The following is a 22,548-nucleotide window of genomic DNA, read 5'->3' as shown; positions in this document are numbered from 1 at the left end:
TATCGGGCAATTACCGATGGTCGGACAAAAATCCAACGCCCAAGAAACTGGTCATCAGGCTGTCACGCAACAAAAAAACCGGACCTGGGTCCGGTTTGTCGAGGCTGGCAAAGGGCGGCGATAGAGCGGCAATGGAGCGGCCGCCCCCAGGCGGCTACTGGGCCGCCGTCCAGTCCACCAGCGCATCCCAGGCCGTGCGCGCCGCGGCCGCATTGGCATGGTTGGCCATGGCCACCAGCACATAGCGCTGGCCGCTGGCACCGTCGACATAGCCGGCCAGCGCCGCCGAGTCGCGCAGGCTGCCGGTCTTGAGGTGGGCCGCACCGGCAAAGCGGCTCTTGCTGCGGCGCAGCGTACCGTCCACGCCGACGATGGGCATGGAGGAGACGAACTCCGGCATCACGGGCGAGACCCAGGCGTTCTGCAGCATCTGCCCCAGTCCGCTGGCCGTGATGCTGGCATTGCGGCTCAGGCCTGCGCCGTTGTCCACCACGGGCTGCTCGGCATTGCCCCAGCGCGCGGCCCACCACTGGGCCAGCGACTGCCTGGCGGAGTCGAAGCTGGCCACGCCGGTGCGCTGCATGCCCAGGGTGAGCAGCACATGCTGGGCCATGATGTTGTTGCTGTATTTGTTGATGTCGCGCACCACTTCGGACAGTGCCGGAGACTCCAGCTGGAACGCCGGCTGCAGGCCCTGGGGCACGCTGCCGTCGCGCACGGCGCCGGTGAGCTTGCCGCCCAGCTCGCGCCACATGCCTTCTATGGCCTTGGCCGCAAAGCGCTCGGGCTGCGCCGGTGCGATGGACCAGCTCTTGTCGCCGCAGCTTGCCGGATAGCTGCCGTTGAAGGCAATGCGCTGCGGATTGTTCATGTCCAGCTGCATTTTGCTGCGCCAATCGCCGCAATCAGAAGTAGGAGCAGCCAGCGCAACTGTCTGCTGGTTTTCCATACCAAACATTGGTGGATCGTATTGAATACGAGCGATACCAGCTCCTGTATCAGGAGCAATATTCAGCGCCACGGCCTTGTAGTTGATCAGCAGCGCATCGGGCGAGGCGTTGTAGGGCCGCCAGGGCTCGTTGTCGAAGACCGCCGCATCATGCGCAGGCAGCTGAAAGGCGCTGCGGTCCAGCACGATATCGCCCACGATGACCTTGATGCCCATGCCTTGCAGGCGGCGCAGCATCAGCCACAGACGCTCCAGCACCAGCTTGGGGTCGCCCTGGCCCTGGATGTAGAGGTTGCCGCGCAGGGCGCCATCGACCACCGGGCCGCCCAGATAGACGGGCGTGCGCCAGACATAGGCGGGGCCGAGCTGGTCGAGCGCCGCATAGGTGGTGACCAGCTTCATGACCGAGGCCGGATTCATGGCCTGGTGCGTGCGCCAGGCCAGGTTCGGTGGCGATCTGCCATCCACATTCATCACCAGCAGCGATACGGCATCGCGCGGAATCTTGGCGCGTTGCAGCGCCGCGTCCACGGCGGCGGGAATGCGGGTGTCGGCAGGCAGGGATTGCGACAGCGCGGGCTGGGCCAGCAGCGCCAGCAGTGATGCGCCCAGCGCGCTCAGGGTCTTGCGAAGAAAGAAGGGGGTCTGCAGCATGGGGCCAGAGTCTACGCCGGGCGTCGCCCATGCCGGGCATTGGCGAAGCCTGCGGCAAGCTGACGGCGGGCGTCCGATAATGCAGGGCTACGCTGCCCTCTACTGCAGCCCAGTGCAGCCTGTATTGCGCTCCAGCCCATCTGCGGCTGACGCCCCGCCGAACATGAATCTTCTCGCCATCGACACCAGTACCGATACCTTGTTTGTTGCCGTCCAGCGTGGCGATGCCATCTGGCAGCACAGCGGGCCGGGCGCGCAGCAGTCGTCGGCCCAGTTGCTGCCGGCCATCCGCCAGCTCATGAAGGAGGCGGGGCTGAGCTTTGCGCAGCTGGACGCCATTGCCTTCGGGCGCGGCCCTGGCTCCTTCACGGGCCTGCGCACGGCCTGCGCCATCACCCAGGGTCTGGCGTTTGCCGCCAAGGTTCCCGTGCTGCCCGTGGACTCGCTGCTCACCGTGGCCGAAGAGGCCCGTCATCTGCATGGCTGCACCGAGGTCGAGGCCGTGCTCGACGCGCGCATGCACGAGGTCTATCACGCAGCCTTTTGCTATGTGGACGGCCAGTGGATCGAGCCCGAGGACTTCGGCCTGTGCGCCCCCGAGGCTCTGCAGGCTGCAGCCGGCCATGCCGTGGCGGGCAATGCCCAGCCCGTCTACCCCGAGCTGCTGGCGCCCGAGGCCCGCCATGTGCACGCCATGCCCACGGCCACGGCCATGCTGCGCCTGGCTCCGGCACTGTTGGCAAAAGGCTGCGCGGTGCCGGCCGAAGAGGCGCTGCCGCGCTATATCCGCGATAAAGTGGCAAAAACCACGGCCGAGCGCGAAGCCGAGAAGGCCGCCGCTGCCGCTGCCTCCGAAGCCGCCTCCTGATGAGCACCTCATGACCTTGCCCAGCAGCTCCACACTCGCCACCGACGCCAGCACCCAGGATGCGGCATCCCTGGTGCATTTCGAGCCGCTGTCTGCGCTCTGGCTCGACACCCTGCTCCCGATCGAGGAGCAAGCCTATGTCCACCCATGGACGCGCGGCAACTTCCAGGATGCCATGGTGGCCGGCTACCAGATGCAGCTGCTGGTCGATGCCGATCACCAGCTGCTGGGCTACTTTGTCGCCATGCAGGCGCTGGACGAGGTCCATTTGCTCAATATCACCGTCAATCCGGCCTGCCAGCGCCAGGGCTGGGCGCGCGTGCTGCTCGATGCGCTGGCTTTGTGGTCCCGGCAGCAGAATGCCCAATGGATCTGGCTGGAAGTGCGCGAAAGCAATGCCCGCGCCCGCGAGGTCTACCTCAGGCACGGCTTCACCGAAGTCGGCCTGCGCAAGAACTACTACCCCAACCCCAACGGCCCGCGCGAGCACGCGGTGCTCATGAGTCTGAAACTATGGCCCTGAACCTGGACGCCCGCCAGCGGGCCATGCTGGAAGCTATGGGCATCACCGTCTGGTTGCCCGAGCCCGTGGAACCCGCAGCAGTGGCTGCTGTCGCTGCCGCACCGTCGCCGGTCGCCGAGCCCGTCGCAGCGCCAGCGATGCGCGTGGCACCGCCCGCCCCTGTCAGCCCGCCTGTAAGTCCGCCCGTGGCTCAGGCCGCTGCACCTGCGGCCGAGGCAGCGCCAACACCGGCCCAGCCGCCCGCCCAGACCGCCCAGATCGCCGGGCCCGCCGGGCCCGCCAGACCCGCCAGCCCAGCGCCCCAGAACCTGTCCGCCCACTGGGCGCACGAGCCGCGTCAGTTTGTGCAGCAACCCGCAGCAGGCCCGGCCGGCGAGCCAGGCCTGGGCTGGACCATCAGTCCAGCCCAGCTGGTCTACCCCCATGCGCTGCAGCATGTGCAAAGCGCTGAGCAAGGCGGCTGGCTGATCCTGCTGGAGCCTGCCGCCAACCCGCCTCTGCTGAGCCCGGCGCAAAGGCCTGCGGCCGACAGCGCCCAGACGGCGCTGCAGGGCGATGCCGCCAGGCTGCTGGACAATATGCTGCGCGCCCTCGGACTGCAGGAAAAACCGCGTGTCTTCAGCGCCGCACTGCACCGTGCGCCGCCCGATGCCGACCTCAGCCATGCCCAGGCGCTGCAACCCGCCCTGGAGGCCCTGCTGCGCGAGCTGCGCCCGGACTGTGTGCTGGTTCTGGGCCTGGCCAGTGCCCGCGCCGTGCTGGGCCGCCATGATGCGCTGGGCCGGCTGCGGGCCGAGCCGCACCACATTGCGGGCGTACCCACGGTGGTGACCTACGACCCCAACTATCTGCTGCGTGCGCCTCAGGCCAAGGCAGGTGCCTGGGCCGATCTGGTGCAGGCCGACGCGTTTACCAAGGGGCTGTGACAGGCGGGCGACAAGCCCCGCTTACCCACTCTCCCAACTATGCCGCACGCGACATGCTGCAGTGCAACGTAGCATAATCACTGGCTTCGAATTATTGAAAGACTTCCGTGGAAACCTACCCTAGTTGGTAGCTTTCAGCTCCCGGTGAAGACTGTGGGGGGTTGAAAGCGCCCTGATCCCTGCAGAACCTCAAGAACAACCGGGAGTGAGCTGATGCTCAACATCTTTACGCTAGCCAATGGTCGACTCGTTCAGGAAGAAATCGAGTCCCTGGCAGACCTTGAACGCTTTCGCCCCGTCTGGGTCGATCTGGAATCGCCAACCCTCGAAGAAAAGCGCTGGATCAAGCAGCACTACGAGCTGTCCATCCCTGAGGATGCGATGGACGACGACATTGAGGAGTCGGCGCGTTTTTACGAAGAAGACAACGGCGAGCTGCATATCCGCAGCGACTTTCTGATCGACGACGACGAAGACCCCCGCTCGGTGCGCGTGGCCTTCATCGTCAACCAGCACAACGCAGCGCTGCGCAGCCATGGCGTGCTGTTCTCCATCCACGACGAGGATGTGCCGGTCTTTCGCCTGCTGCGCATGCGAGCGCGCCGTGCGCCCGGCTTGATCGACGATGCCAAGGACGTGCTGCTCAAGCTGTTTGACGCCGACGCCGAGTACTCTGCCGACACGCTGGAGCGCATTTACGACGACCTGGAAAAAGCCAGCAAGATGGTGCTGTCCGGCGATGTGACCGACGAAATGGCCAAGGAAGTGCTGGGCGCGATCGCCCGCCAGGAAGACTTGAACGGCCGCATCCGCCGCAACGTCATGGACACGCGCCGCGCCGTGAGCTTTCTGATGCGCTCCAAGATGCTCAACGCCGAGCAGTTCGAGGAAGCGCGCCAGATTCTGCGCGACATCGAGTCGCTGGACAGTCACACGGCCTTTCTGTTCGACAAGATCAACTTCCTGATGGACGCCACGGTCGGCTTCATCAACATCAATCAGAACAAGATCATCAAGATCTTCTCGGTGGCCAGCGTGGCTTTGCTGCCGCCCACGCTGATTGCCAGCGTCTACGGCATGAACTTCAAGTTCATGCCCGAGCTGGAGTGGGAATTCGGCTACGGCTACGTGGTCGGCCTGATGATTCTGAGCGCCGTCGGCCCCATGCTGTACTTCCGCAAACGCGGCTGGTTGAAATAGTCCCCCTGTGGCGCTACGCGCCTTCCCGTTGCACGGCGCCCCACAAGGGGGACGACACCTTTGCTGAGGCAGCCTTTGCTGGGGCAGCCCTTGCTCGGTGTCAGCTCAGATGCGTCGCACCAGGCTCAAGGTGTTTGCTATTAAAAATAGAGCTGTTTACGACTTATCAACAGTCATCTCAGGCTCAAAATATGCTGAAACCCATGAGAAATGAGCGCCATGCGCTCCTTTTTTTTGCATGCGCATCACGATGACTGCGCTTCGGCGCTGCGCTCGCGCACCCAGAGCACGATGCCGCAGAGCATCACGATCACCTGCGTGCCTATCAGCGCCGCGAAGCCCGCAAAGAATCCCGCACCGACGCCGCCGCGGGCCGACAGCGCGCCTATCACCGCTCCCATGATGGCCGGCATGAAGCCCGCGACCAGGCTGCCCGCGCCGTTGACCACGCCATAGGCGCTGGCCACATGCTCGGGCCGAGCACAGTGCTGCACGGTGCTGGGAATGGCCGGGCTCATCAGCCCCCAGCAGAAGTTGGCTGCAATCAGGCAATAGGCTGCCGCATAGCGGTCTTCCATATGGATGGCCAGCCACACGGCGATCGCCACGCCGAGGCTGCCGAAGACAAAGATCAGCGGCACCTGGCGGCGCGCGATGCGATCGATGATCATGCCACCGACGAAGACCGCCGCCACGCTCGCGTATTGCGGCAGCGAAGCCAGCCAGCCCATCTCGCGCATGGAAAAGCCGCGCGACTCCTTGAGATAGGCAGGCAGCCAGTTGCTGCTGCCCCAGAGATAGGACAGAAAGGCCGCCGTGAGAATGGTGATCAGCCACAGATAGCGCGTGTGCATGGCACCACGCACGATCTGGCCGACCTGGCCCACGGCCTGGCCCAGCGACTGGGGCTTGGGCATGCCGGTCTCCACCTTGGGCATGCGCACAAAGGCCCAGACCAGCGGAACGCCCAGCAGCACGTTGATCAGGCCCAGCACATGGAACGAGGTCTCCCAGTTGTGGCCCACGACCAGGTAGCCGACGAAGGGATAGCCCACTGCCAGGCCCAGTCCGGTGCCCATATTGACCAGGGAGTTCGGTTTGCCGTTCTCGCGGCTCTCGAAATGCGCCTTGATGTAGCTGCCGGCCAGGGAGAACAGCGGCCCCTCGGACACGCCCAGCAGAACGCGCGATGCCAGCAGCAGCCCGTAGCTGTTCATGGCCGGAGACAGAAAGGTCACCACACCCCACAGCAGCAAGCCGGCAAACAGGCTGCGGCGCACGCCGAACAGCGCCGCGCAGAACGGCGTGAGTACGAAGGACGAGACACCGTAGCCGACCATGAAGGCCGTGGCCAGCAGGCCCTGACGCGTTCGGTCGTCGGGCGTGAGGCCGATGTGCGACAGAAAGTCGTGATCGGTGATGAGGACCGAGATATTGATCCGGTCCACGTAGGAAATGGCGACGATCACGAACAGCGTGACCACGCCCCACCAGCGCAACGAGCGTGAGTCTTTCATGATAGGAGTCCGGCTAGCGTTGAGAGAGAAAAAAGCCGGGACCGGCACCCGCCGGCCCCGCCAGGGCGCACGTCCTGGCGGGCGCGCGATACGGCAGCCGTGCTGCCGCCGAAACCCCGGGGCCGGCCCATGCCGGCCCTGCGGGGCGGGGTCAGAAGAAGTGGCGGATGCCCAGTTCCAGGCCGTTCGCGTTGCCGCCCGGCGTGGTGCCGGGAGCGCTCAGCCCCTGCACGCCGATGGACTTCGCCGCCGAGCCCTTGTTCTTCAGGAAGGCATAGGTGCCGTAGACCTGGGTGCGCTTGGAGAAGTTGTAGCCATAGCCCACGCTGATCTTGTTCCAGTCCGCATTGCTGCCGGACAGGTTGTAGTGGCCGAAGGAGGCACGGGCCTCGCCATTGCCCACGGGAGCGGTCACGCCCAGTTGCACGGCCGTGATCTTGGTGCCGCCGCGCTTTTCCGAGGCCCACAGCAGCATGGGCTTGGCCACACCGAAGTCGTAGGACAGACCCACATTGTTCGCCGTCAGATTGGTGTCGCTGGTGTTGCCGTAGAGACGGCCCGTGGCCAGCGCGCCGTTGAACGCGCCCTGGCGGTAGCCCAGGCGCAGGCCGCGATAGTCGCCCTCGCGCTTGTTGGGCGCGCCGCTGGGCTGCTCGCCGAATGCCAGCTGAGCCTGACCGTAGAAGCCGCCCAGGTTCTGGGGCAGGAAATAGCTCACTGCATTGCTGATCTGTATGGGCGCGCCGCCGGTCGAGGGAACGCCCGGAATGCCCAGCATGGTGAAGGCACCCGTGCCGCCCACGCCGTTGGTCAGGAAGGGATCGAAGATCAGCGTGTTCAGAAAGGTGGCCGAGTCGTCGCGCCCCAGGCGCACCTCGCCCCAGTTGCCCATCAGGCTCACGGTGGAGCGGCGATTGAAGCTCAGTCCGCCGCCCGTGGCCTTGCCGGCGCCGCTGTCCACGTCCAGGCCGGCCTCGAGCCAGAAGCCCGCCTTAAGGCCGCCGCCCAGATCCTCGGTGCCGCGAAAGCCCAGGCGGCTGATGTTGGCGCCGCCTGTGGAAAGGCCGGTCTTGGAGGCTCCCGAGCCGCCCAGATGAGCCACGCCGACGTCGACGACGCCGAAAAGCTCGACCTTGGACTGTGCCGAAGCGGCGCCGGGCAAAGATGCCAGGCAGGCTAGCGCCACGCCGAGGGCCGGCGTATGGATGGATTTCATGGTTTGTCTCCTCTAGGGGTGGTGGGTTGTCTTCAGTTGCTGGCCCAGGGCCTCACTCGTCAATTCAGCATGGTCCAGCTCAGGGACACCGATGAAGGACGCGGGCCGGCCGCGCAGCCCCGCGCCGAGGGTGCCGCCCCCCTCTCCCGCGAAGCGGATACAGAGAGGGGGGAAGGCGCGAAGCGACTCAGGGGGTGTCATATATCCAGGACCAGGCGCTCGCTCTTGCAGCCGGAGACGCAGACCATCATGACCTTGTTGCCAGCGCGCTCCTTGGGGCTGAGCACCGAGTCGCGGTGGTCGGGAACGCCTTCCAGCACACGGGTCTCGCAGGAGCCGCAGACCCCTTCGCAGCAGCTGTGATCCACATCGACACCGGCGTCCAGCAGCGTGTCCAGCAGGGACTTCTCGGGCGTGATCTCGATGAAGCGGCCGCTGCGCTTGAGCTCCACCGTGTAGTTGCTGCGCGCATCGGACGATGCCTTGACCTCCACGGGCGTGAAGCGCTCGATATGGGCATTGGCATGACCGAGCTCCGCGCAGAACTTCTCGAAGGCATCAAGCATGGGCGTCGGGCCGCAGGAATAGTGGTGCAGGCCCGCCTCGGGGGCGCGCTGCGCCAGCAATGCCCGCAGGTCGGGCGGCCCGCCCGCCTCGGCATCGAAGTGCAGGTGCAGTGGCATGCCCAGGGCCTGCAGCTCGGCCAGAAAGGCCGCACTCTTGCGCTCGCGCGCAAAGTACAGCATCTCGAACGAATGTCCCAAGCTCTTCAAGCGGCGTGCCATGCACAGCATGGGCGTGATGCCGATGCCGCCAGCCACCAGCACCGAATGCGTTGCCGTCTCGTCGAGCGCGAAGTGGTTGCGCGGCTCGGAGATGGTGATGGGCATGCCCACGCGCAGCGACTCGTGCACGCAGCGCGAGCCACCGCGGCTGGCGCGATCGCGCAGCACGCCGACCACGTAGCGATGGCGCTCGCTGCTGTCGTTGGACAGGGAATAGCTGCGCACCAGCCCGTTGGGCAGGTGCAGGTCGATATGCGAGCCGGCCGTGAAGGCAGGGAACTCGCCGCCATCGACCGGGCGCAGCTCCACGCTGATGGTGTCCTGGGCCTCGAAGCGCAGCGTGTGCACAAAGGCCTGCAAGCTGTTGCTCATGATGCGATGCCTTCGTCGATCTGTTCCTGGGCCTGACGACGCAGGTGGCGACGCAGGCGCACCAGGCCGATGTCATGCTGGTAGAGGTTCTCGCGCTCATTGGCGTCGGCTTCCATCTGCTCCATCATGATGCGGTCCTGCTCCAGCACGGCCCAGTGGCGCGCCTCGAGGCGGTTGCGGTAGAGGAAACGCCAGGTGTCGCGCATCCAGCCCTGCACCTTGCGCGCGCGCCAGAAGAACACGGCGCACAGATCGGCGCTGATGGGCGTGACGCAGGCGACGATGGCGAAGTTGCCGCCGGGGCCGCCGGTCTTGGGGTACGGGATCTCCAGGCGCATCCACTGCACGCCGGTTTCGCCATATTCGGTCCAGTCGAAGTTCACGCCGCGCTGGCCGACCTTCTCGAACACGAAGCCGTGATCGGTGTCACGCACCTGGAAGCTGGCCTTGCTGTCGCCCTCGGCCATGGAGTGCGACTGCTTGTGCAGGAAGGTGCCGTGCATGGGGTCCATGACGTTGTCCAGCGCGTAGCGGTAGTCGCTGCGCCACTCGGCATAGCACAGGAAGTTCGAGTACTCGGGCGAGCTCAGTTCCTCGGGCAGGCTGAAATCGGGAGCCTCGTCCACATGCTTGTCGCTGTTGTAGAGGAAGATCGCGCCGTGCATCTCGCGCACATGGAAGGCCAGCGCGGCACGCGAGCCTTCGAGCTTGCAGCCGGGGCTGCCGGGCACCTTGGTCACCGTGCCGTCGCAGCGCACTTCCACTCCGTGGTAGGGGCAGGCCAGGCGGTCGCCCAGGATCACGCCCTGGGACAGCGGCGCGCCGCGGTGCGGGCAGTGGTCTTCCAGCGCATGGACCTGACCGGCAGCGTCGCGCCACAGCGCGATCTTGCGGCCGAAGCGGCGCAGCGAGACGGGCTCGGTCTTGACGAAATCCGAAGGGCAGACCGCATACCAGAGGTTCTTCAGACCCGTGTTGAGCAAACGGTCCACCGGATTGATGGTGATGGTTTGTACGTTCATGGGGTACTCCTGTCCTGTTCTGTCTCAATAGCCCAGACGGGCCATCAGCGCCTGAAAGCTGTCTTCGGTCCAGGGCTCGCCGTTCTCGCCGGCGGGGCCGCTGCGGTTGATGTAGGCCACCAGCTCGGGCAGCGTCTGCACGCCCTCGCCGAAGGCGCGCTCAATGGAGTCGCCCAGCAGGTCCTCAAACAGGGTGGAGGCGCGCTCGCGCGCCTGATGCGGCTCGAGATATCGATCAGCGGCCATGGTTCTCTCCTTCGAAAACTGTCTTGAATCGTGGTTCGGTTTCATCGCCCGGAGCGCTGCGTGCCACCCGTATCGCGTGAAACTGGCGCGGCCCGACCTCAGGGACACCGAGGAAGGGCCGCCCCGCACCGAGGGTGTCGTCCCCCATGGGGGAAGGCGCGAAGCGACTCAGGGGGTTGGTCATTTAGTCGGCCCGGATATCCAGGTCCTTGATGAGCTTGCCGAAGCGGTTGTAGTCGGCAGCGTTGGTCTTTTCCAGACGTGCCGGCTCGCCGCCCGCAGGCAGGGCGCCGAAGGCCGCCATCTTGGCGACCACGTCCGGCATCCTCAGAATTTCATTGAGGTGGGTGTTCAGCAGCTTGACGGTCTCGGGCTTCATTCCCTTGGGGCCGAACAGGCCTTGCCAGGCCGACACTTCCACATCCTTGACGCCCTGCTCGGCCAGTGTGGGCACATTCGGTGCCAGCGGGCTGCGCTGCGCATCGGCCACGGCCAGCACGTTGACCTTGCCGCCTGCATAGGGCGCGATGGGCCCCCAGGTCATGAAGGTCGTGGGCACATGGCCGCCGATCAGATCGTTGACTGCGGGCGCCACGCCCTTGTAGGGAATGTGGGACAGCTTGGTGCCAGCGGCCTTGTTGAACATCTCGCCCAGGATGTGCATGGGCGAGCCGCTGCCGGGGCTGGCATAGGTCAGGCCGTCGCGCTTGCCCTGGATCGCCAGGGCCTTGATGTCCTTGATGCCCGAGCTCTGACTGGCGGCCACGAACATGGGCTGCACGCTGGTCTGCACGATGGACGTGAAGCCGCCGAGCACGTCGTAGCTCGAACCCGCGTTGGTCTTGAGCACGAACTGGGCGATGGCAAAGGTATTGGGCGCCAGCAGCAAGGTGTAGCCGTCGGGTGCGGCCTTGGCCACATGCACGGTGCCGATGGTGCCGCTGGCACCGGGCCGGTTGTCCACCACCACGGGCTGCCCCAGTCGCTGGCCCAGCTTCTCGGCATACAGGCGTGCCATGGCATCGGTATCGCCGCCAGCCGGATAGGCCACGACGATGGTGATGGGCTTGCTCGGATAGGCTTGCGCCAGCGCGGAACCTGACATCTGGGCTGCAGCCAGCAATGCAGCAGCGATAACTACCTGGCGACGAATGTTTTTCATGAAATAGCCCGTGGGGTTGTGGTTAAGCCTCTAGCCAGCCAGAGGATCTGGAGAATTCGCTCACATCAGAGACACCAAGCAAGGGCCGCCCCGCAGCGAGGGTGTTGTCCCCCTCCCGCGAAGCGAGAGAGGGGGAAGGCGCGAAGCGGCTCAGAGGGTGTTTCATTTCTTGTCGGTCAGAAACTTGCCGTCGGCAGCGCCCACGCCCTTCTGGCGTCGGGTGTTGCCGTCCAGGCCGCCGTCAATGGCCCATTCGGCAAACACCGTCGGTCCGGGTTCGAACTCGCGCGGCTGCCAGTCGGCAGTCAGCTGGTCCTCATCGGCGTAGTACTCAACCAGCGCACCGGCCGGATTCTTGAAGTACCAGAAATAGGCCGAGGACACGGGGTGGCGACCCGGGCCGAGCTGGGTGTCCCAGCCGCAGCGCGAGATGTGCATGCCACCGCCGAAGACCTCGTGAATGTCGCGCACGGTGAAGGCCACATGGTTCAGGCCCGCATGCTTGTCGGGGCGCTGCAGCAAGAAGATGTCGTGGTGACCGCCATCGGGCGCGGTACGCAGGAAGGCGCCGCGCTCGGGATAGCGGTCCGAGGCCGCAAAGCCGAAGTTCTCCACATAGAAGCGCTCGCAGGCCTGCACGTCCTTGACGAAGAACACCACATGGCCGACCTCGATGGGCTGGGCGCGCTCATAGGCCGGGCTGGCCTGGTTGATACGGCCCTTGCGGTCCCAGGTGTTGTACTCGGCGCTTTGCATCTGCACATCGCGCTTTTGCGTGAGCTGCAGGCGCACGGCCAGGCCGTTGGGGTCGGTGCAGCCGATGCGGCCATTGCCCTGGACGAAGCCTGGAAGCGCGCGGATGCGATCTGCATACAAAGCCAGGTCTGCTTCGCTTTCCACTCCCCAGACCACCTCGCGCAGCGTGGGGCCGGGCTCGATAGCGGGCGGCAGATCGGGGTGATTGGTGGCAGCCACGATCACGCGGCAGCCGTTCAGTGTCTCGAACACCAGCCGGTCGGCCTGCTCGTCGACCAGGCTCAGGCCCCAGTCGAGGAAGAACTGGCGGCAGGCCGCCAGGTCGTCGGCGCCGTAGCTGATTTCGTCAATGCCCAGTACGCTCATGATCGCTCCTTAATTTGCCCAGGCCAGCGGGTGTTCGTTCAAGCCCCAGTACATGCTTTTCTGCTCCATGTACTGCTGTATGCCCAGCCGTCCCTTCTCGCGGCCCAGGCCGCTGTCGCGCCAGCCGCCGAAGGGCGTGGAGATGGAGAACTGCTTGTAGGTGTTGATCCACACGGTACCGGCCTGCACCGCGCGGCCTATGCGCCAGGCGGCCTTGTAGTCGCGCGTCCAGATGCCGGCAGCCAGTGCGTAGACGCTGTCGTTGGCCTGCTCAAGCAAGGCCTCTTCGTCATCGAAGGGCATGGCCACGAGCACGGGGCCGAAGATCTCCTGCTGGCAGATCTGGTCGTTGTTGGTCACGCCTTCGAGGATGGTCGGGCGGTAGTAGTAGCCGCGCTCGTACAGCGCACCCTCAGGGCGGTGGCCGCCGGTGCGCAGCCGGCCGCCTTCGGACAGGCCCAGCTGCACATAGCTCTCGATGGATTCGCGGTGCTTGGCGGTGATCAGCGGGCCCATCTGGGTGCGCTCGTCGGCCGGATCGCCCACGCGCAAGGCGGCGGCCTTGGCCGTGAGGCGCTCCATGAAGTCGCCGTAGAGCTTGCGTGCCACGAACAGGCGCGAGCCCGCGATGCAGGATTCGCCCGAGGAGCTGAAGATGCCGTAGAGCACACCGTTGACGGCATGGTCGAGGTCGGCGTCCTCCAGCACCATGGTGGCCGACTTGCCGCCCAGCTCCAGCGAGACAGGCATCATCTTGTCGGCCGCAATGCGGGCGATGTGCTTGCCGGTGGAAGTGCCGCCCGTGAACGACACGCGCTTGACCAGCGGGTGCTTGGTGATGGCGTCGCCGATCACCGAGCCACGGCCGGGCAGCACGCTGACGATGCCCTTGGGCACGCCGGCCTCTTCGCAGATTTTGGCCAGCTCCAGCGCCAGCAGCGGCGTGGCCTCGGCGGGCTTGACGACCACGGCGTTGCCGGCGGCCAGCGCGGGGGCGAGCTTTTGCGCCTCGCTGGCGATGGGCGAGTTCCACGGCGTGATGGCCGCGACCACGCCCATGGGCTCATAGACGCTCATGGTCATGAAGTCGCCACGCGAGGGCGTGATGGTCTCCTCCATGGTCTCGCAGGCTGCCGCGAAGAACTGGAAGGTGCCGGCGGCGCTGGCCACCAGGGCGCGCGTCTCGCTGATGGGCTTGCCGTTATCGAGGCGCTGCAGCTGGGCCAGAGGCTCGGCACGCTCGCGGATCAGCTGGGCCACGCGGTGCAGCACGGCGGCACGCTCATGGGGCTTCTTCTGGGCCCAGCCGCTGGTGCGAAAGGCATGGTCGGCCTTCTCGATGGCCTCTTGCACATCGGCCAGGCTGGGAGCGCGCAGGCGGCCCACCACCTCGCCGGTTGCGGGGTAGAGCGTGGCGGACTCGTCGCCGCCGCCAAGACGCCATTCGCCGCCGATATTGATGGGGAGCAGTTCTAGGTTCGACATCGTGAAGCTCTTTCGTTCTTGCTGGTCGTGCTGGCTCACTGAGCCTTGGTGGTGGCCGGGATCTGGTCCAGCTTGTTCACCGGAGGGCCCGAGAACGTGGTCTTGAAGCTGCCGATGGCGCGCATGTCGATCTCGAGCAGGAAGGGCCCCTTCTTGCCCCAGGCGCCTTCCAGCACCGCAGGCAGATCCTCGAGATCGCTGATGCGGGCATGGGGCAGCTTGATGGACGCGCACAGCTGGGCGTAGTCGGGGGTGTGCAACTCCACGTAGCAGCGGCGGCCGCCGTAGGAGGCATCCTGGATGTTCTGGATCACGCCATAGCGCTGATCGTTCATCAGCACGATCATGGTGTCGCACTCCTCCTGCACCAGGGTGGCGAGCTCGCCCAGGTTCAGGATGAAGCCGCCATCGCCGGCCAGGCCCAGGGTCTTGCGGCCCGAGCCGCTTTCGGCCGCACCGATGGCCGCGCCAATGGCCATGGGCATGCCCATGCCGATGCCGCCGCCCGTGGCGTGCACGCCGGAGTTGGACTCGAAGAAGCGCAGCTCGCGGTTGCCCCAGGTGCTGTTGGAGACGGTCACGTCACGCACCCAGTTGAAGTTGCGGCCCACGGCCTGCTGCAGCTGCTGCACCAGGGCGCTGTAGGGGCCCAGGCCGTCGCGCATGGTGGCCACGACTTCGTCGTGCACCTGGCGCAGGTCGGCCAGCAGCTCGGGGTCAGCCCTGTAGCCCCGCGCTTCCAGGCGGTCGGCCAGACCGTTCAGGGCCAGGGCCGAGTCGCCGCAGACAAAACCGTCATCCATATAGCAGCGGCCTTGCTGGGCAGCGTCCACATCGATGCGCAGCAGCGGGCGCGGCAGCTTGAGTTCGTACTTCAGGGTTTCGTTGCTGCGCAGGCGCGTGCCCACGGCCAGCATGGCGTCGCAGCGCTGATAGAAGGCCTCGACGGGCTTCTGGATGTTGTAGGCGCCCAGCGAGGCAGGATCGTCCTCGGGCACGATGCCGCGGCCCTGGCCGGTGCTCACGATGCCGAAGCCCAGGGCCTTCAGACGCTGCACGGCAGCGCCGGCATGGCGGGCGCCGCCGCCCAGCCACAGCAGCGGGCGCCTGGCCTTGGCCAGTTGCTCGGCCAGTGCATCGAGCGCGGCCTCGCCGGGAGCCAGCACAGCCACCGGCAGCGGCGACAGATCGGCGGGCATGTCTATCAGCGCCTGCTGGATGTCGATGGGGATCTCCACGCTGACCGGGCCCGTGGGGGCGGTCATCGCAGTCTGCACCGCAGCCTTGAGCGTGGACAGGCAGGTCTCGGCGCTCAGCACGCGGAAGGCAGCCTTGGAGACGGACTTCAGCATGGTCAGCTGGTCCGGCGCCTCATGGATATAGGACAGCTTCTTGTCCAGGTACTGGGTCTCGATCTGACCCGTGATGTGCAAGAGCGGCGTGCCGGCCGTATAGGCTTCCACCAGGCTGCCGGCGATATTGCCCGAAGCCGGGCCGGTGCTGGTGATGCACACGCCCAGGCTGGATGTAGAGCGCGCGCAGGCGTCGGCCATATTGCCCGCGCCGGCCTCGCCGCGCGCCATCACGAAGCGCACCTTGCCGCGAGCAAACATCGCGTCGAGGATGGGCATGTTGTGGATGGAGATCACCCCGAAGGCGGCCTTCACGTCGCAATGCTCGAGGAATTCGGCAACGACGGCGCCGACGGTGATTTGGTTTGCGGTGGATGTCATGTTCTGGTCTGAATTTCGTTAGTGGTCGAAGCCGGCGCGCCTCATGCACGGGACGCCAAGCAAGGGCCTAGGCGGCCCCCTCTCACAAAGCGTGAGAAGGGGAAGCGGCGCAAGCCGCGCAGGGGGTGCTACGCATATCTCGAAAGGCCTCCGGAAACATCGATATGGCTGCCGGTCGTGTATGACGACAGGGGCGTGGCGAGATAGAAAATGGCGCGCGCGGCTTCAGCGGGTGATCCCAGGCGACCCAGCGGAATGGACTTCTTGCGGGCCAGCTCGGCGCTCCACTGCTCCCAGCTCTGGCTGCGGTCCTCACGGGCCTCGAAGCGGCGGCGCCACTGGCCTGACTCGATGAGGCCGACCAGGATGCCGTTGACGCGCACGCCCTTGGGCGCGAACTCGGTGGCCATGGAGCGCACCAGGTTCTTGAGGCCGGCGCGCGCCGCCGAGGTCGCGACCATGTGGGGCTCGGGCTGGGAGGCCAGCAGCGAGTTCACACAGACGATGGCCGAGCCTTCGCCGCGCTCGAGCTGCGGCAGAAAGGCGCGCGTGGGATGCAGCACCGAGAAGAACTTCAGGTGCAGCTCCTCGGTCCAGGCTTCGTCGCTGGTGTTCTCGAAGGTCGAGACACGGCCCTGGCCGGCGTTGTTGATGAGGATGGAAGCCGGGCCCAGCGCCGCTTCGCTGGCGCGGGCGAACTGCTGCACCTGCTCGGCATCGAGCACGTCGCAGGCCTGGGCGAACAGGCGCTCGCGGGCTTCGGGGTGGCGCTCGAGCAGCTGCTTGACGGCCTGCTCCAGGCGTTCGGGATTGCGGCCGCACAGAGCCACGCGTGAGCCCTGGGCCAGCAGCAGCTCCACGGTGGCCAGGCCTATGCCCGAAGAGCCGCCGGTGACGACGGCTGTCGCGTCGAGTTTGAAATCATGCATGGCCGCCTCCTGCGCGCCTTGAAGTGATGGACAGAACCTGCGCGCTGGACTGCGGCCGGTAGTTGAGCAGCTCCGACAGTTCGGCTGCCGCCGCGCAGACACGCGGCACCAGCTCCGTCTGGCGCGCGAGATCGATCTGGGCCGAGGCCAGGGTCACGCCCAGGGCCGCGATGACGCGGCCGCTGTGGTCGCGCACGGGCGCGGCGATGGTGGAGATCGAGCTTTCGTAGAAACCGGCACCGGCCACATGGCCGCGCTCGCGATCGGACTGAACCAGGTCGAACAGCTCGACCACGGTCCTGGGCGTATTGGGCGAATGGCCTTCCAGATGCTCTTCGGGATAGAGGGCGCGCAGCTCGGGCAGCGAGAGATCGGCCAGCAGGATGCGGCCCAGCAGCGTGGCATGGGCAGGCAGCCGCGTGCCCACGCGCACCGAGCTGGTCAGCGGCGTCGGAGGCGTGACCTTGGCCACATAGACGATGGAGCGGCCGTCGCGCACCACGATGTTGCAGGGGAAGCGGATTTCCTCGCACAGCCGCGCGATCACGGGCTGGCCCAGCTCGGTCAGGTCCATGGAGGACAGGAACTCGAAGCCCAGACGCAGCACGGACAGGCCCAGCCGGTAGTCGTTGCCGCCCTCGGCGCGCTGCAAAAAGCCCATGCTCTCCAGCGTGTTGAGCATGCGGAACACCGTGGCGCGCGGCAGCTGCAGGCGACGCGCCAGCTCCGGCGCGCCCAGCGTGGCGTTGTCGCGGCCGAACTCCTGCAGCAGGCGCAGACCGCGCTCCAGCGCGGGCACCATGTACTTGTCGGAGCCGCCGTCCGGCGCGCCACCAGCATCTTCAGGAATAGTGGAAGCAGACATACCCAACTTTCGGTTCATTCCAGCTTGTTGCACCCAAGCTTGAAGCGCCCCCGCTGCATGCACCGTTTCCGTCGCCAGAGACAGCAAGCAAGGGCCGCCCCGCAGCGAGGCTGTCGTCCCCCTGGGGGGAAGGCGCGCAGCGACTCAGGGGGCAATTCATATCAGTTCATGACGAAGCCGCCGTTGACGGGCAGCACCTGGCCCGTCACAAAGCGCGCACCGTCCGACAGCAGATAGGACACGGCACCCGAGACATCCTCGGGTCCCTGCTCGCGCTGCAACGCGCGCTGGTCGATATAGAGACGATGGCGGTGCTCGGGCACGTACTCGGTGGCCTCGACCAGCACCAGGCCCGGCGCCACGGCATTGATGGTGATGGCGTCCGCGCCCAGCTCGCGCGCCATGGAACGCGTCATGGCCATCACGGCACCCTTGCTCGCCACATAGGCCATCAGGTTGGGAGCGCCCCACATGGCAGTGTCGGAAGCCAGATTGACGATGGCACCACGACCGCTGTCCTTGAGAGCCGCGCGGCAGGCACGGGTCATCAGCCAGACGCCACGCACGTTGACGTTCATCACCTGATCCCATTTGTCCAGGGCGATGTCGTCCATGCCCTTGCCGCCGGAGTCCGTCACGGCCGCGTTGTTGACCAGGCCGTCCAGGCCGCCGAGGGTCTGCACGGCCTGCTGTGCGCACTGTTCGATGGAATCCGGGTTGCTGGCATCAAAGGCGACGCCGTGAGCCTCGAAGCCCATGGCGCGCAGCTTGGCAACGGCTTCGTTCAGCAATTCAGCGCGCAGATCGGCCATCACAAGCTGCGCCCCCTGCTGGCACAGCGTCTGCGCAAAAGCAAAACCCAGGCCGCGCGCAGCGCCGGTCACAAGAATCCGGCGCCCAGCGAGCTGACCGGTGGAAGGCATGGTGTTGAGGGTCATCTTAAACCTTGTTTGTTTCAAATATGAAATGACACTTTTTTCTTGAAACAAGTCTGCAGTTTAGTGAGCCTTCTTTTGAGTCAATACCCGGAGAAACCCGTAGTCCCCACCCCACAGCGACACACAGGCGTAAAAAAACCGCGACAAGCGCGGTTGAAAGGAAAACGGGGCAACAAAAGGTATCCGATCCGAACTATCGGCGGACCGGATCAGAGGTCATCAATATCAATAGCTTATAGCGCTTATCAATGAATACTTTCAGGCTTAAAACAACTTAAAAATCATATCTATCAATAGCTTACAGCTACTAAAAGATTAGCAAACAGCCTGCTTCTTCGCAGGTGTCTGGCGCAGAAAGTCCAGTACCACGCGTTGCGCGTAGCGGCTTGCCACCGTGCGCACGAAATCCGAGAAGTCCACATGGGCGCTGTCGTCCGCCCGGTCCGAGATGGTTCGCATCGCGGCAAACGGCGTGCCGTAATCCAGGCAGGTCTGGGCCACGGCGGCGCCCTCCATCTCCACAGCCAGCACGGCGTGGCCGGCAGCCTCCAGATCGGCTCTGAGCTGGGCGCTGGCCTGGCGCGAGCTGACAAACTGATCGCCGCTGGCAATCAAGCCCTGATGGACGCGAGCCGAAGCATATGAAGCCACGATGCCGGAGCGAACCGCAGAGTCGGCAGCCTGCACCAGCCTGTCCGTCGCCGCCGCGTCGCAGGCCATGGTGCTGCAGCCGTAGCCGGGCAACTGCCAGCGCGGAAAGATCGGCGAGGCATCCATGTCATGCTGCAGGAAAGTCCGCGCGATGACCACATCGCCCACGTTCACGCCCGCGCCGATGCCGCCGGCCACGCCAGTGAACAGAATGCCGCGCACGCCGAAGCGCTCGATCAGCGCGGCGGTGGTGGTGGCAGCGGCCACCTTGCCGATGCCCGACAGCGCGCACACCACCTCGTGACCATGCAGCCTGCCCAGCCAGAAGTCGCGCCCGGCATGGCGCAGGCATTGCATGCCCTGCATGGCGTCGACCAGGCCGTGTTGTTCTTCGGCAAGAGCGCTGAGAATGGCAAGCGTCATGGATGGGGATACTCCGGAACATGGGCCGGGCGGCCCTGGTGAAAGCACAAAAGAAAGTACAAGGAAAGCACAAAAGCGGCACCAGGCCGCTTTTGGGGGATGCGCAAGAGGCGCGATTAGAGCACGAGGGCCTACTGCGCCTCGATCTCATGACTTTTGATGATGGGCGCCCAGAGTCCGGTTTCCTTGCGGATCAGCTCGCCGAAGGCCTCGCCCTTGACCACCCAGGGCGTCATCCCCTGTGCCTTGAGCTGGTTCAGTGCTGCCGGGGTCTTCAGAATCTTGTCGATATCCTCGCCCAGTTGCTTGACCACCTCTGCAGGCGTGTTCTTCGGAGCCAGCACGCCATACCAGGAGGAAATGGCAATCCCCGGCACGCCAGCTTCGGCCAGGGTCGGCACATTGGGCAAAAAGCCCGAGCGCGAACCATCGGTCACGGCCAGAGCGCGCAGCTTGCCCGACTGCAAATGTGGCAGCACGGTGGGCAGATTGGCCACGATCATGGGAATGGTGCCGCCCAGCACATCGGTCACGCCCTGGGCCGAGCCTTTGTAGGCCACATGCATGATGTCTGCGCCCGACTTGTCCTTGAACAGCTCGCCGGCCAGATGCAGGCTGGAGCCCACGCCGGGCGAAGCGTAGCTGATGGAGTTGGGCTTGGCCTTGGACAGCGCCACCAGCTCCTGAACCGACTTGGCCGGCACCTGCGGATTGACCGCAATGACATTGGCCGTGCGCCCCATGGAAGCCACGGGCACGAAGTCGCCGAACACGCTGTAGGGCAGCTTGGGCATCAGCGTCGGATTGATGGTCAGATTGCCCTGAGGCACGACCAGCAGCGTATGGCCGTCGGGCTTGGCGCGCTTGACCATGTCGATGCCGATATTGCCGCTGGCACCGGGACGGTTATCGACGATGGCGGCCTGCTTGTAATGCTCGGTCAGGCCGGTCGCCAGAATGCGCGCCAGGATGTCCACAGGACCGCCGGCAGGGAAAGGCGCGATGACGGTGAACTGCGCAGCGGAAAGCTGCTCGGTGGCAGTCGCCGCATGGGCGACGGGCAGAGCCAGGACGCTGGCCAGCGCCAGGCAGGATTTGAGAAAGTCGGAGCGTTGCATGAGGGTTCCAGAGGATGGAGATGTCAAGCCGGCCGAGGTTCGATGCGCGCCCTGTTTGATGATGCGCAAGGAAAGATTCGCACAGGCGTGACACCATGCTGATGTGGGAGAGGTCTGCGTGCAGGTTTCAGCAACAAGCAAGAGAGGTGCCAGGGCCGGTGGCGCGCATGGCGCCCCTGGCCTGGCGCCGGATCAGATGGCCAGCGGCGCCACGTTGTTGAGCACCGAGCGCACGACGCTGTACACCGTCAGCGCCGAGGTCTTGGGATTGGCCGCCAGCGGCTTGCCGCGCATGGTCAGTTCCATGGCGCCGAAGGCGCCTCGGGCCTCGACCTGGTGCACGTTCTCGTGAACGCCAGGATCGGCAAACAGACGCACCATGGTCTTGTCCAGCCCCAGTCCGGCCAGCGACAAGGTGGCCGCCACATTCGCATTCTTGGGATAGAGCTGCGCGGCCTCGCGCGCCGATCCCTCGAAGATGCAGAAGGCCTCGGTCAGGCTGTCCAGGTCGCAGACCTGCTCGGCCGGGGTACCGCTCCAGGCCTTGGGCGGCTTGCGGCCCGTGTAGACCACCGTCTCCAGGCCGCCGACACGCGCCGCAGCCAGGGCATCAATGCCGCCGATGGCGCCCGACAACAGCTGGGCCTGTGTGTTGCCGGCCTCGGCCGCAGCCTGTACACGCTCGGCCATGCCCGGTGCGCTCAAGGCGCCTATGGATGCGATGACCGCAGGAATGCCACGCGCCAGCGCCGGCAGCACATGCTCCTCGATGGCGGCATGGCCTGCGCATTCCACCAGCAGATCCGGCACCGCATCGCTGGGCAAGGCCTGCAGCAGCTGCGCCTGTGGCGCCAGGCGGGCAGCCGTCTCGCGCACGGCTGGCGTGATCTCGGGAACCAGTACCCAGCCCACCTGCAACCGGGTATCTCCGCTCAAAAGCTCCAGAACACTGGAGCCAATCGCGCCGCAGCCAATCAAAGCAATATTTTTCATCTCTAGACTCCTGAAAAATGCGCTGGCCCGGCGTGATCTGGGTCAGCGCAAATGGTCCGGGTGCTGCTGGCGCAAATGAGCCGACAGAGTCTCTGCCGCCTCCAGCACCTTCTGCACCCAGAGCTGGGTTTTTTCGGGCCCCAGCTCGGTAAACGGAATGGCCATACCCAGCCCCGCAACCACCTGCCCGTCTGCGGCGCGCACCGGCGCTGCAATACTGGAAACGCCAGGCTCGTAAAAGCCCTCTCCCATGGCATAGCCGCGCTCGCGATCCTCGGCCAGCAGACGCAGCAGCTCGTCGACATTGCGCGGCGTGCTCTCGGAGAACTGGGGCAGTTCCTCGCCGCCGAACACCGAGCGCAGCTGCGCGCCATCCATGTCATGCAGCAGGGCTCGCCCAAGCACCGTCGCATGCGCCGGCAGACGCGAACCCACGCGCACCGCGCCCTGGAATGCTCCGGACGGAGTGACGCGTGCCACATAGACCACGGAAGTGCCGTCGCGCAATGCAAGATTGCTGGTCATGCCCAGCTCATCACACAAGGCCTGCAGCACAGGCTCTGCCAGTTGCGCCAGCGGCTGGGTGGACAGATAGTCATAGCCCAGGCGCAGCACGGCCAGACCGAGCCGGTATTCGGTTCCGCTGCGCTGCAGATACCCCGAGTTTTCAAGCGTGGTCAACATGCGAAACACCGTGGAGCGCGGCAGCTCGAGCTTGCGCGCCAGCTCGGGCGCGCTCCAGACCGGTTGCGTCGGACCAAAGCAGGCCAGCAGGCGCAGCCCTCGATCCAGAGCGGGCACGGTGTAACGGTCTTGTTCGTTGGTTGAAATCTCAGGGGTTTCGCTCATAG

General features: G+C 65.6%; 21 protein-coding genes. 4 read left to right on the top strand and 17 right to left on the bottom strand.

Features of this window, described 5'->3' with window-relative positions; translation table 11 throughout:
- Nucleotides 1-154 precede the first annotated feature (154 nt).
- Complete coding sequence (dacB, locus tag CTATCC11996_RS02235) at nucleotides 155-1,603, bottom strand: D-alanyl-D-alanine carboxypeptidase/D-alanyl-D-alanine endopeptidase (RefSeq protein ID WP_003072538.1); 1,449 nt, start codon at nucleotides 1,601-1,603, stop codon at nucleotides 155-157.
- Nucleotides 1,604-1,766: 163 nt separating this feature from the next.
- Between dacB and tsaB the strand changes: the two genes are divergently transcribed.
- The 4 genes from tsaB (at nucleotide 1,767) to corA (ending at nucleotide 5,120) form a co-directional block, all read left to right on the top strand.
- Nucleotides 1,767-2,471, top strand: coding sequence for a tRNA (adenosine(37)-N6)-threonylcarbamoyltransferase complex dimerization subunit type 1 TsaB (gene tsaB, locus CTATCC11996_RS02230; protein WP_034347979.1), 705 nt, complete (start codon nucleotides 1,767-1,769; stop codon nucleotides 2,469-2,471).
- A gap of 10 nt (nucleotides 2,472-2,481) precedes the next feature.
- Nucleotides 2,482-2,994 (top strand): ribosomal protein S18-alanine N-acetyltransferase, encoded by a 513-nt coding sequence (gene rimI, locus CTATCC11996_RS02225; protein ID WP_003072534.1) that lies wholly within the window; start codon nucleotides 2,482-2,484, stop codon nucleotides 2,992-2,994.
- The gene (locus CTATCC11996_RS02220; protein WP_003072531.1) at nucleotides 2,985-3,920 is read left to right on the top strand and encodes a uracil-DNA glycosylase family protein; all 936 of its coding nucleotides are present in this window, start codon (nucleotides 2,985-2,987) and stop codon (nucleotides 3,918-3,920) included. The genes rimI and CTATCC11996_RS02220 overlap by 10 nt, the downstream gene beginning before the upstream one ends.
- A 213-nt stretch (nucleotides 3,921-4,133) precedes the next feature.
- The gene (gene corA / locus CTATCC11996_RS02215) at nucleotides 4,134-5,120 is read left to right on the top strand and encodes a magnesium/cobalt transporter CorA (RefSeq protein WP_003072528.1); all 987 of its coding nucleotides are present in this window, start codon (nucleotides 4,134-4,136) and stop codon (nucleotides 5,118-5,120) included.
- Nucleotides 5,121-5,365: 245 nt separating this feature from the next.
- On the opposite strand, the gene CTATCC11996_RS02210 is transcribed toward corA, so the two are convergent.
- The 16 genes from CTATCC11996_RS02210 to CTATCC11996_RS02130 all read right to left on the bottom strand — a co-directional run bounded on the left by CTATCC11996_RS02210 (nucleotide 5,366) and on the right by CTATCC11996_RS02130 (nucleotide 22,546).
- A complete protein-coding gene (locus CTATCC11996_RS02210) occupies nucleotides 5,366-6,637 on the bottom strand; it encodes an MFS transporter (RefSeq protein ID WP_034347976.1) in 1,272 nt (423 codons plus the stop codon).
- Between the two features lie 151 nt (nucleotides 6,638-6,788).
- Nucleotides 6,789-7,853, bottom strand: coding sequence for a porin (locus CTATCC11996_RS02205; protein WP_003072522.1), 1,065 nt, complete (start codon nucleotides 7,851-7,853; stop codon nucleotides 6,789-6,791).
- Nucleotides 7,854-8,050: 197 nt separating this feature from the next.
- Nucleotides 8,051-9,010, bottom strand: a complete 960-nt coding sequence (locus CTATCC11996_RS02195) for a PDR/VanB family oxidoreductase (protein ID WP_003072516.1) — start codon at nucleotides 9,008-9,010, stop codon at nucleotides 8,051-8,053.
- Nucleotides 9,007-10,032, bottom strand: a complete 1,026-nt coding sequence (locus CTATCC11996_RS02190; protein ID WP_003072513.1) for an aromatic ring-hydroxylating oxygenase subunit alpha — start codon at nucleotides 10,030-10,032, stop codon at nucleotides 9,007-9,009. Before CTATCC11996_RS02190 ends, CTATCC11996_RS02195 begins: the two co-directional genes overlap by 4 nt.
- A gap of 24 nt (nucleotides 10,033-10,056) precedes the next feature.
- Nucleotides 10,057-10,278, bottom strand: a complete 222-nt coding sequence (locus CTATCC11996_RS02185) for a recombinase-like helix-turn-helix domain-containing protein (RefSeq protein ID WP_003060438.1) — start codon at nucleotides 10,276-10,278, stop codon at nucleotides 10,057-10,059.
- Nucleotides 10,279-10,462: 184 nt separating this feature from the next.
- Nucleotides 10,463-11,440 (bottom strand): Bug family tripartite tricarboxylate transporter substrate binding protein, encoded by a 978-nt coding sequence (locus CTATCC11996_RS02180; RefSeq protein WP_034347971.1) that lies wholly within the window; start codon nucleotides 11,438-11,440, stop codon nucleotides 10,463-10,465.
- A gap of 162 nt (nucleotides 11,441-11,602) precedes the next feature.
- On the bottom strand, nucleotides 11,603-12,562 hold the full coding sequence (locus tag CTATCC11996_RS02175; RefSeq protein ID WP_003072505.1) for a VOC family protein: 960 nt from the start codon (nucleotides 12,560-12,562) through the stop codon (nucleotides 11,603-11,605).
- Nucleotides 12,563-12,571: 9 nt separating this feature from the next.
- The gene (locus tag CTATCC11996_RS02170) at nucleotides 12,572-14,047 is read right to left on the bottom strand and encodes an aldehyde dehydrogenase (protein WP_003072501.1); all 1,476 of its coding nucleotides are present in this window, start codon (nucleotides 14,045-14,047) and stop codon (nucleotides 12,572-12,574) included.
- 35 nt (nucleotides 14,048-14,082) lie between these two features.
- Nucleotides 14,083-15,780: a thiamine pyrophosphate-binding protein gene (locus tag CTATCC11996_RS02165; protein WP_003072496.1), complete on the bottom strand. Its 1,698-nt coding sequence runs from the start codon at nucleotides 15,778-15,780 to the stop codon at nucleotides 14,083-14,085.
- Nucleotides 15,781-15,908: 128 nt separating this feature from the next.
- On the bottom strand, nucleotides 15,909-16,709 hold the full coding sequence (locus CTATCC11996_RS02160; protein ID WP_003072493.1) for an SDR family oxidoreductase: 801 nt from the start codon (nucleotides 16,707-16,709) through the stop codon (nucleotides 15,909-15,911).
- Nucleotides 16,702-17,574 carry an IclR family transcriptional regulator gene (locus CTATCC11996_RS02155; protein ID WP_003072490.1) on the bottom strand — a complete coding sequence of 291 codons (873 nt, stop codon included), beginning with the start codon at nucleotides 17,572-17,574 and terminating at the stop codon, nucleotides 16,702-16,704. Before CTATCC11996_RS02155 ends, CTATCC11996_RS02160 begins: the two co-directional genes overlap by 8 nt.
- A gap of 161 nt (nucleotides 17,575-17,735) precedes the next feature.
- Nucleotides 17,736-18,512 (bottom strand): SDR family oxidoreductase, encoded by a 777-nt coding sequence (locus CTATCC11996_RS02150; protein WP_003072488.1) that lies wholly within the window; start codon nucleotides 18,510-18,512, stop codon nucleotides 17,736-17,738.
- 315 nt (nucleotides 18,513-18,827) lie between these two features.
- Entirely contained in the window at nucleotides 18,828-19,586 is a 759-nt protein-coding gene (locus tag CTATCC11996_RS02145) for a 5'-methylthioadenosine/adenosylhomocysteine nucleosidase (RefSeq protein ID WP_003072486.1), read from the bottom strand.
- 131 nt (nucleotides 19,587-19,717) lie between these two features.
- A complete protein-coding gene (locus CTATCC11996_RS02140; RefSeq protein WP_003072484.1) occupies nucleotides 19,718-20,704 on the bottom strand; it encodes a Bug family tripartite tricarboxylate transporter substrate binding protein in 987 nt (328 codons plus the stop codon).
- 192 nt (nucleotides 20,705-20,896) lie between these two features.
- Entirely contained in the window at nucleotides 20,897-21,697 is an 801-nt protein-coding gene (locus tag CTATCC11996_RS02135) for an aspartate dehydrogenase (protein WP_003072481.1), read from the bottom strand.
- A 42-nt stretch (nucleotides 21,698-21,739) separates the two neighbouring features.
- Nucleotides 21,740-22,546 (bottom strand): IclR family transcriptional regulator, encoded by an 807-nt coding sequence (locus tag CTATCC11996_RS02130; protein ID WP_003072479.1) that lies wholly within the window; start codon nucleotides 22,544-22,546, stop codon nucleotides 21,740-21,742.
- Nucleotides 22,547-22,548: the final 2 nt, after the last annotated feature.

This window comes from Comamonas testosteroni ATCC 11996 (genome assembly GCF_000241525.1).
GTDB classification, from domain to species: Bacteria; Pseudomonadota; Gammaproteobacteria; order Burkholderiales; family Burkholderiaceae_C; genus Comamonas; species Comamonas testosteroni.
Note: the sequence above shows the minus strand (reverse complement) of the source record. Positions and strands in the feature narration are given on the sequence as shown.

Coding starts and splice junctions, on each gene's coding strand:
- CTATCC11996_RS02205 (WP_003072522.1), bottom strand. CDS start 7,853: ATGAAATCCATCCATACGCCGGCCCTCGGCGTGGCGCTAGCCTGCCTG.
- CTATCC11996_RS02130 (WP_003072479.1), bottom strand. CDS start 22,546: ATGAGCGAAACCCCTGAGATTTCAACCAACGAACAAGACCGTTACACC.
- rimI (WP_003072534.1), top strand. CDS start 2,482: ATGACCTTGCCCAGCAGCTCCACACTCGCCACCGACGCCAGCACCCAG.
- CTATCC11996_RS02155 (WP_003072490.1), bottom strand. CDS start 17,574: ATGTCTGCTTCCACTATTCCTGAAGATGCTGGTGGCGCGCCGGACGGC.
- CTATCC11996_RS02195 (WP_003072516.1), bottom strand. CDS start 9,010: ATGAGCAACAGCTTGCAGGCCTTTGTGCACACGCTGCGCTTCGAGGCC.
- tsaB (WP_034347979.1), top strand. CDS start 1,767: ATGAATCTTCTCGCCATCGACACCAGTACCGATACCTTGTTTGTTGCC.
- CTATCC11996_RS02175 (WP_003072505.1), bottom strand. CDS start 12,562: ATGAGCGTACTGGGCATTGACGAAATCAGCTACGGCGCCGACGACCTG.
- dacB (WP_003072538.1), bottom strand. CDS start 1,603: ATGCTGCAGACCCCCTTCTTTCTTCGCAAGACCCTGAGCGCGCTGGGC.
- CTATCC11996_RS02180 (WP_034347971.1), bottom strand. CDS start 11,440: ATGAAAAACATTCGTCGCCAGGTAGTTATCGCTGCTGCATTGCTGGCT.
- CTATCC11996_RS02170 (WP_003072501.1), bottom strand. CDS start 14,047: ATGTCGAACCTAGAACTGCTCCCCATCAATATCGGCGGCGAATGGCGT.
- CTATCC11996_RS02165 (WP_003072496.1), bottom strand. CDS start 15,780: ATGACATCCACCGCAAACCAAATCACCGTCGGCGCCGTCGTTGCCGAA.
- CTATCC11996_RS02210 (WP_034347976.1), bottom strand. CDS start 6,637: ATGAAAGACTCACGCTCGTTGCGCTGGTGGGGCGTGGTCACGCTGTTC.
- CTATCC11996_RS02220 (WP_003072531.1), top strand. CDS start 2,985: ATGGCCCTGAACCTGGACGCCCGCCAGCGGGCCATGCTGGAAGCTATG.
- CTATCC11996_RS02190 (WP_003072513.1), bottom strand. CDS start 10,032: ATGAACGTACAAACCATCACCATCAATCCGGTGGACCGTTTGCTCAAC.
- CTATCC11996_RS02140 (WP_003072484.1), bottom strand. CDS start 20,704: ATGCAACGCTCCGACTTTCTCAAATCCTGCCTGGCGCTGGCCAGCGTC.
- CTATCC11996_RS02145 (WP_003072486.1), bottom strand. CDS start 19,586: ATGACGCTTGCCATTCTCAGCGCTCTTGCCGAAGAACAACACGGCCTG.
- CTATCC11996_RS02160 (WP_003072493.1), bottom strand. CDS start 16,709: ATGCATGATTTCAAACTCGACGCGACAGCCGTCGTCACCGGCGGCTCT.
- CTATCC11996_RS02135 (WP_003072481.1), bottom strand. CDS start 21,697: ATGAAAAATATTGCTTTGATTGGCTGCGGCGCGATTGGCTCCAGTGTT.
- corA (WP_003072528.1), top strand. CDS start 4,134: ATGCTCAACATCTTTACGCTAGCCAATGGTCGACTCGTTCAGGAAGAA.
- CTATCC11996_RS02150 (WP_003072488.1), bottom strand. CDS start 18,512: ATGACCCTCAACACCATGCCTTCCACCGGTCAGCTCGCTGGGCGCCGG.
- CTATCC11996_RS02185 (WP_003060438.1), bottom strand. CDS start 10,278: ATGGCCGCTGATCGATATCTCGAGCCGCATCAGGCGCGCGAGCGCGCC.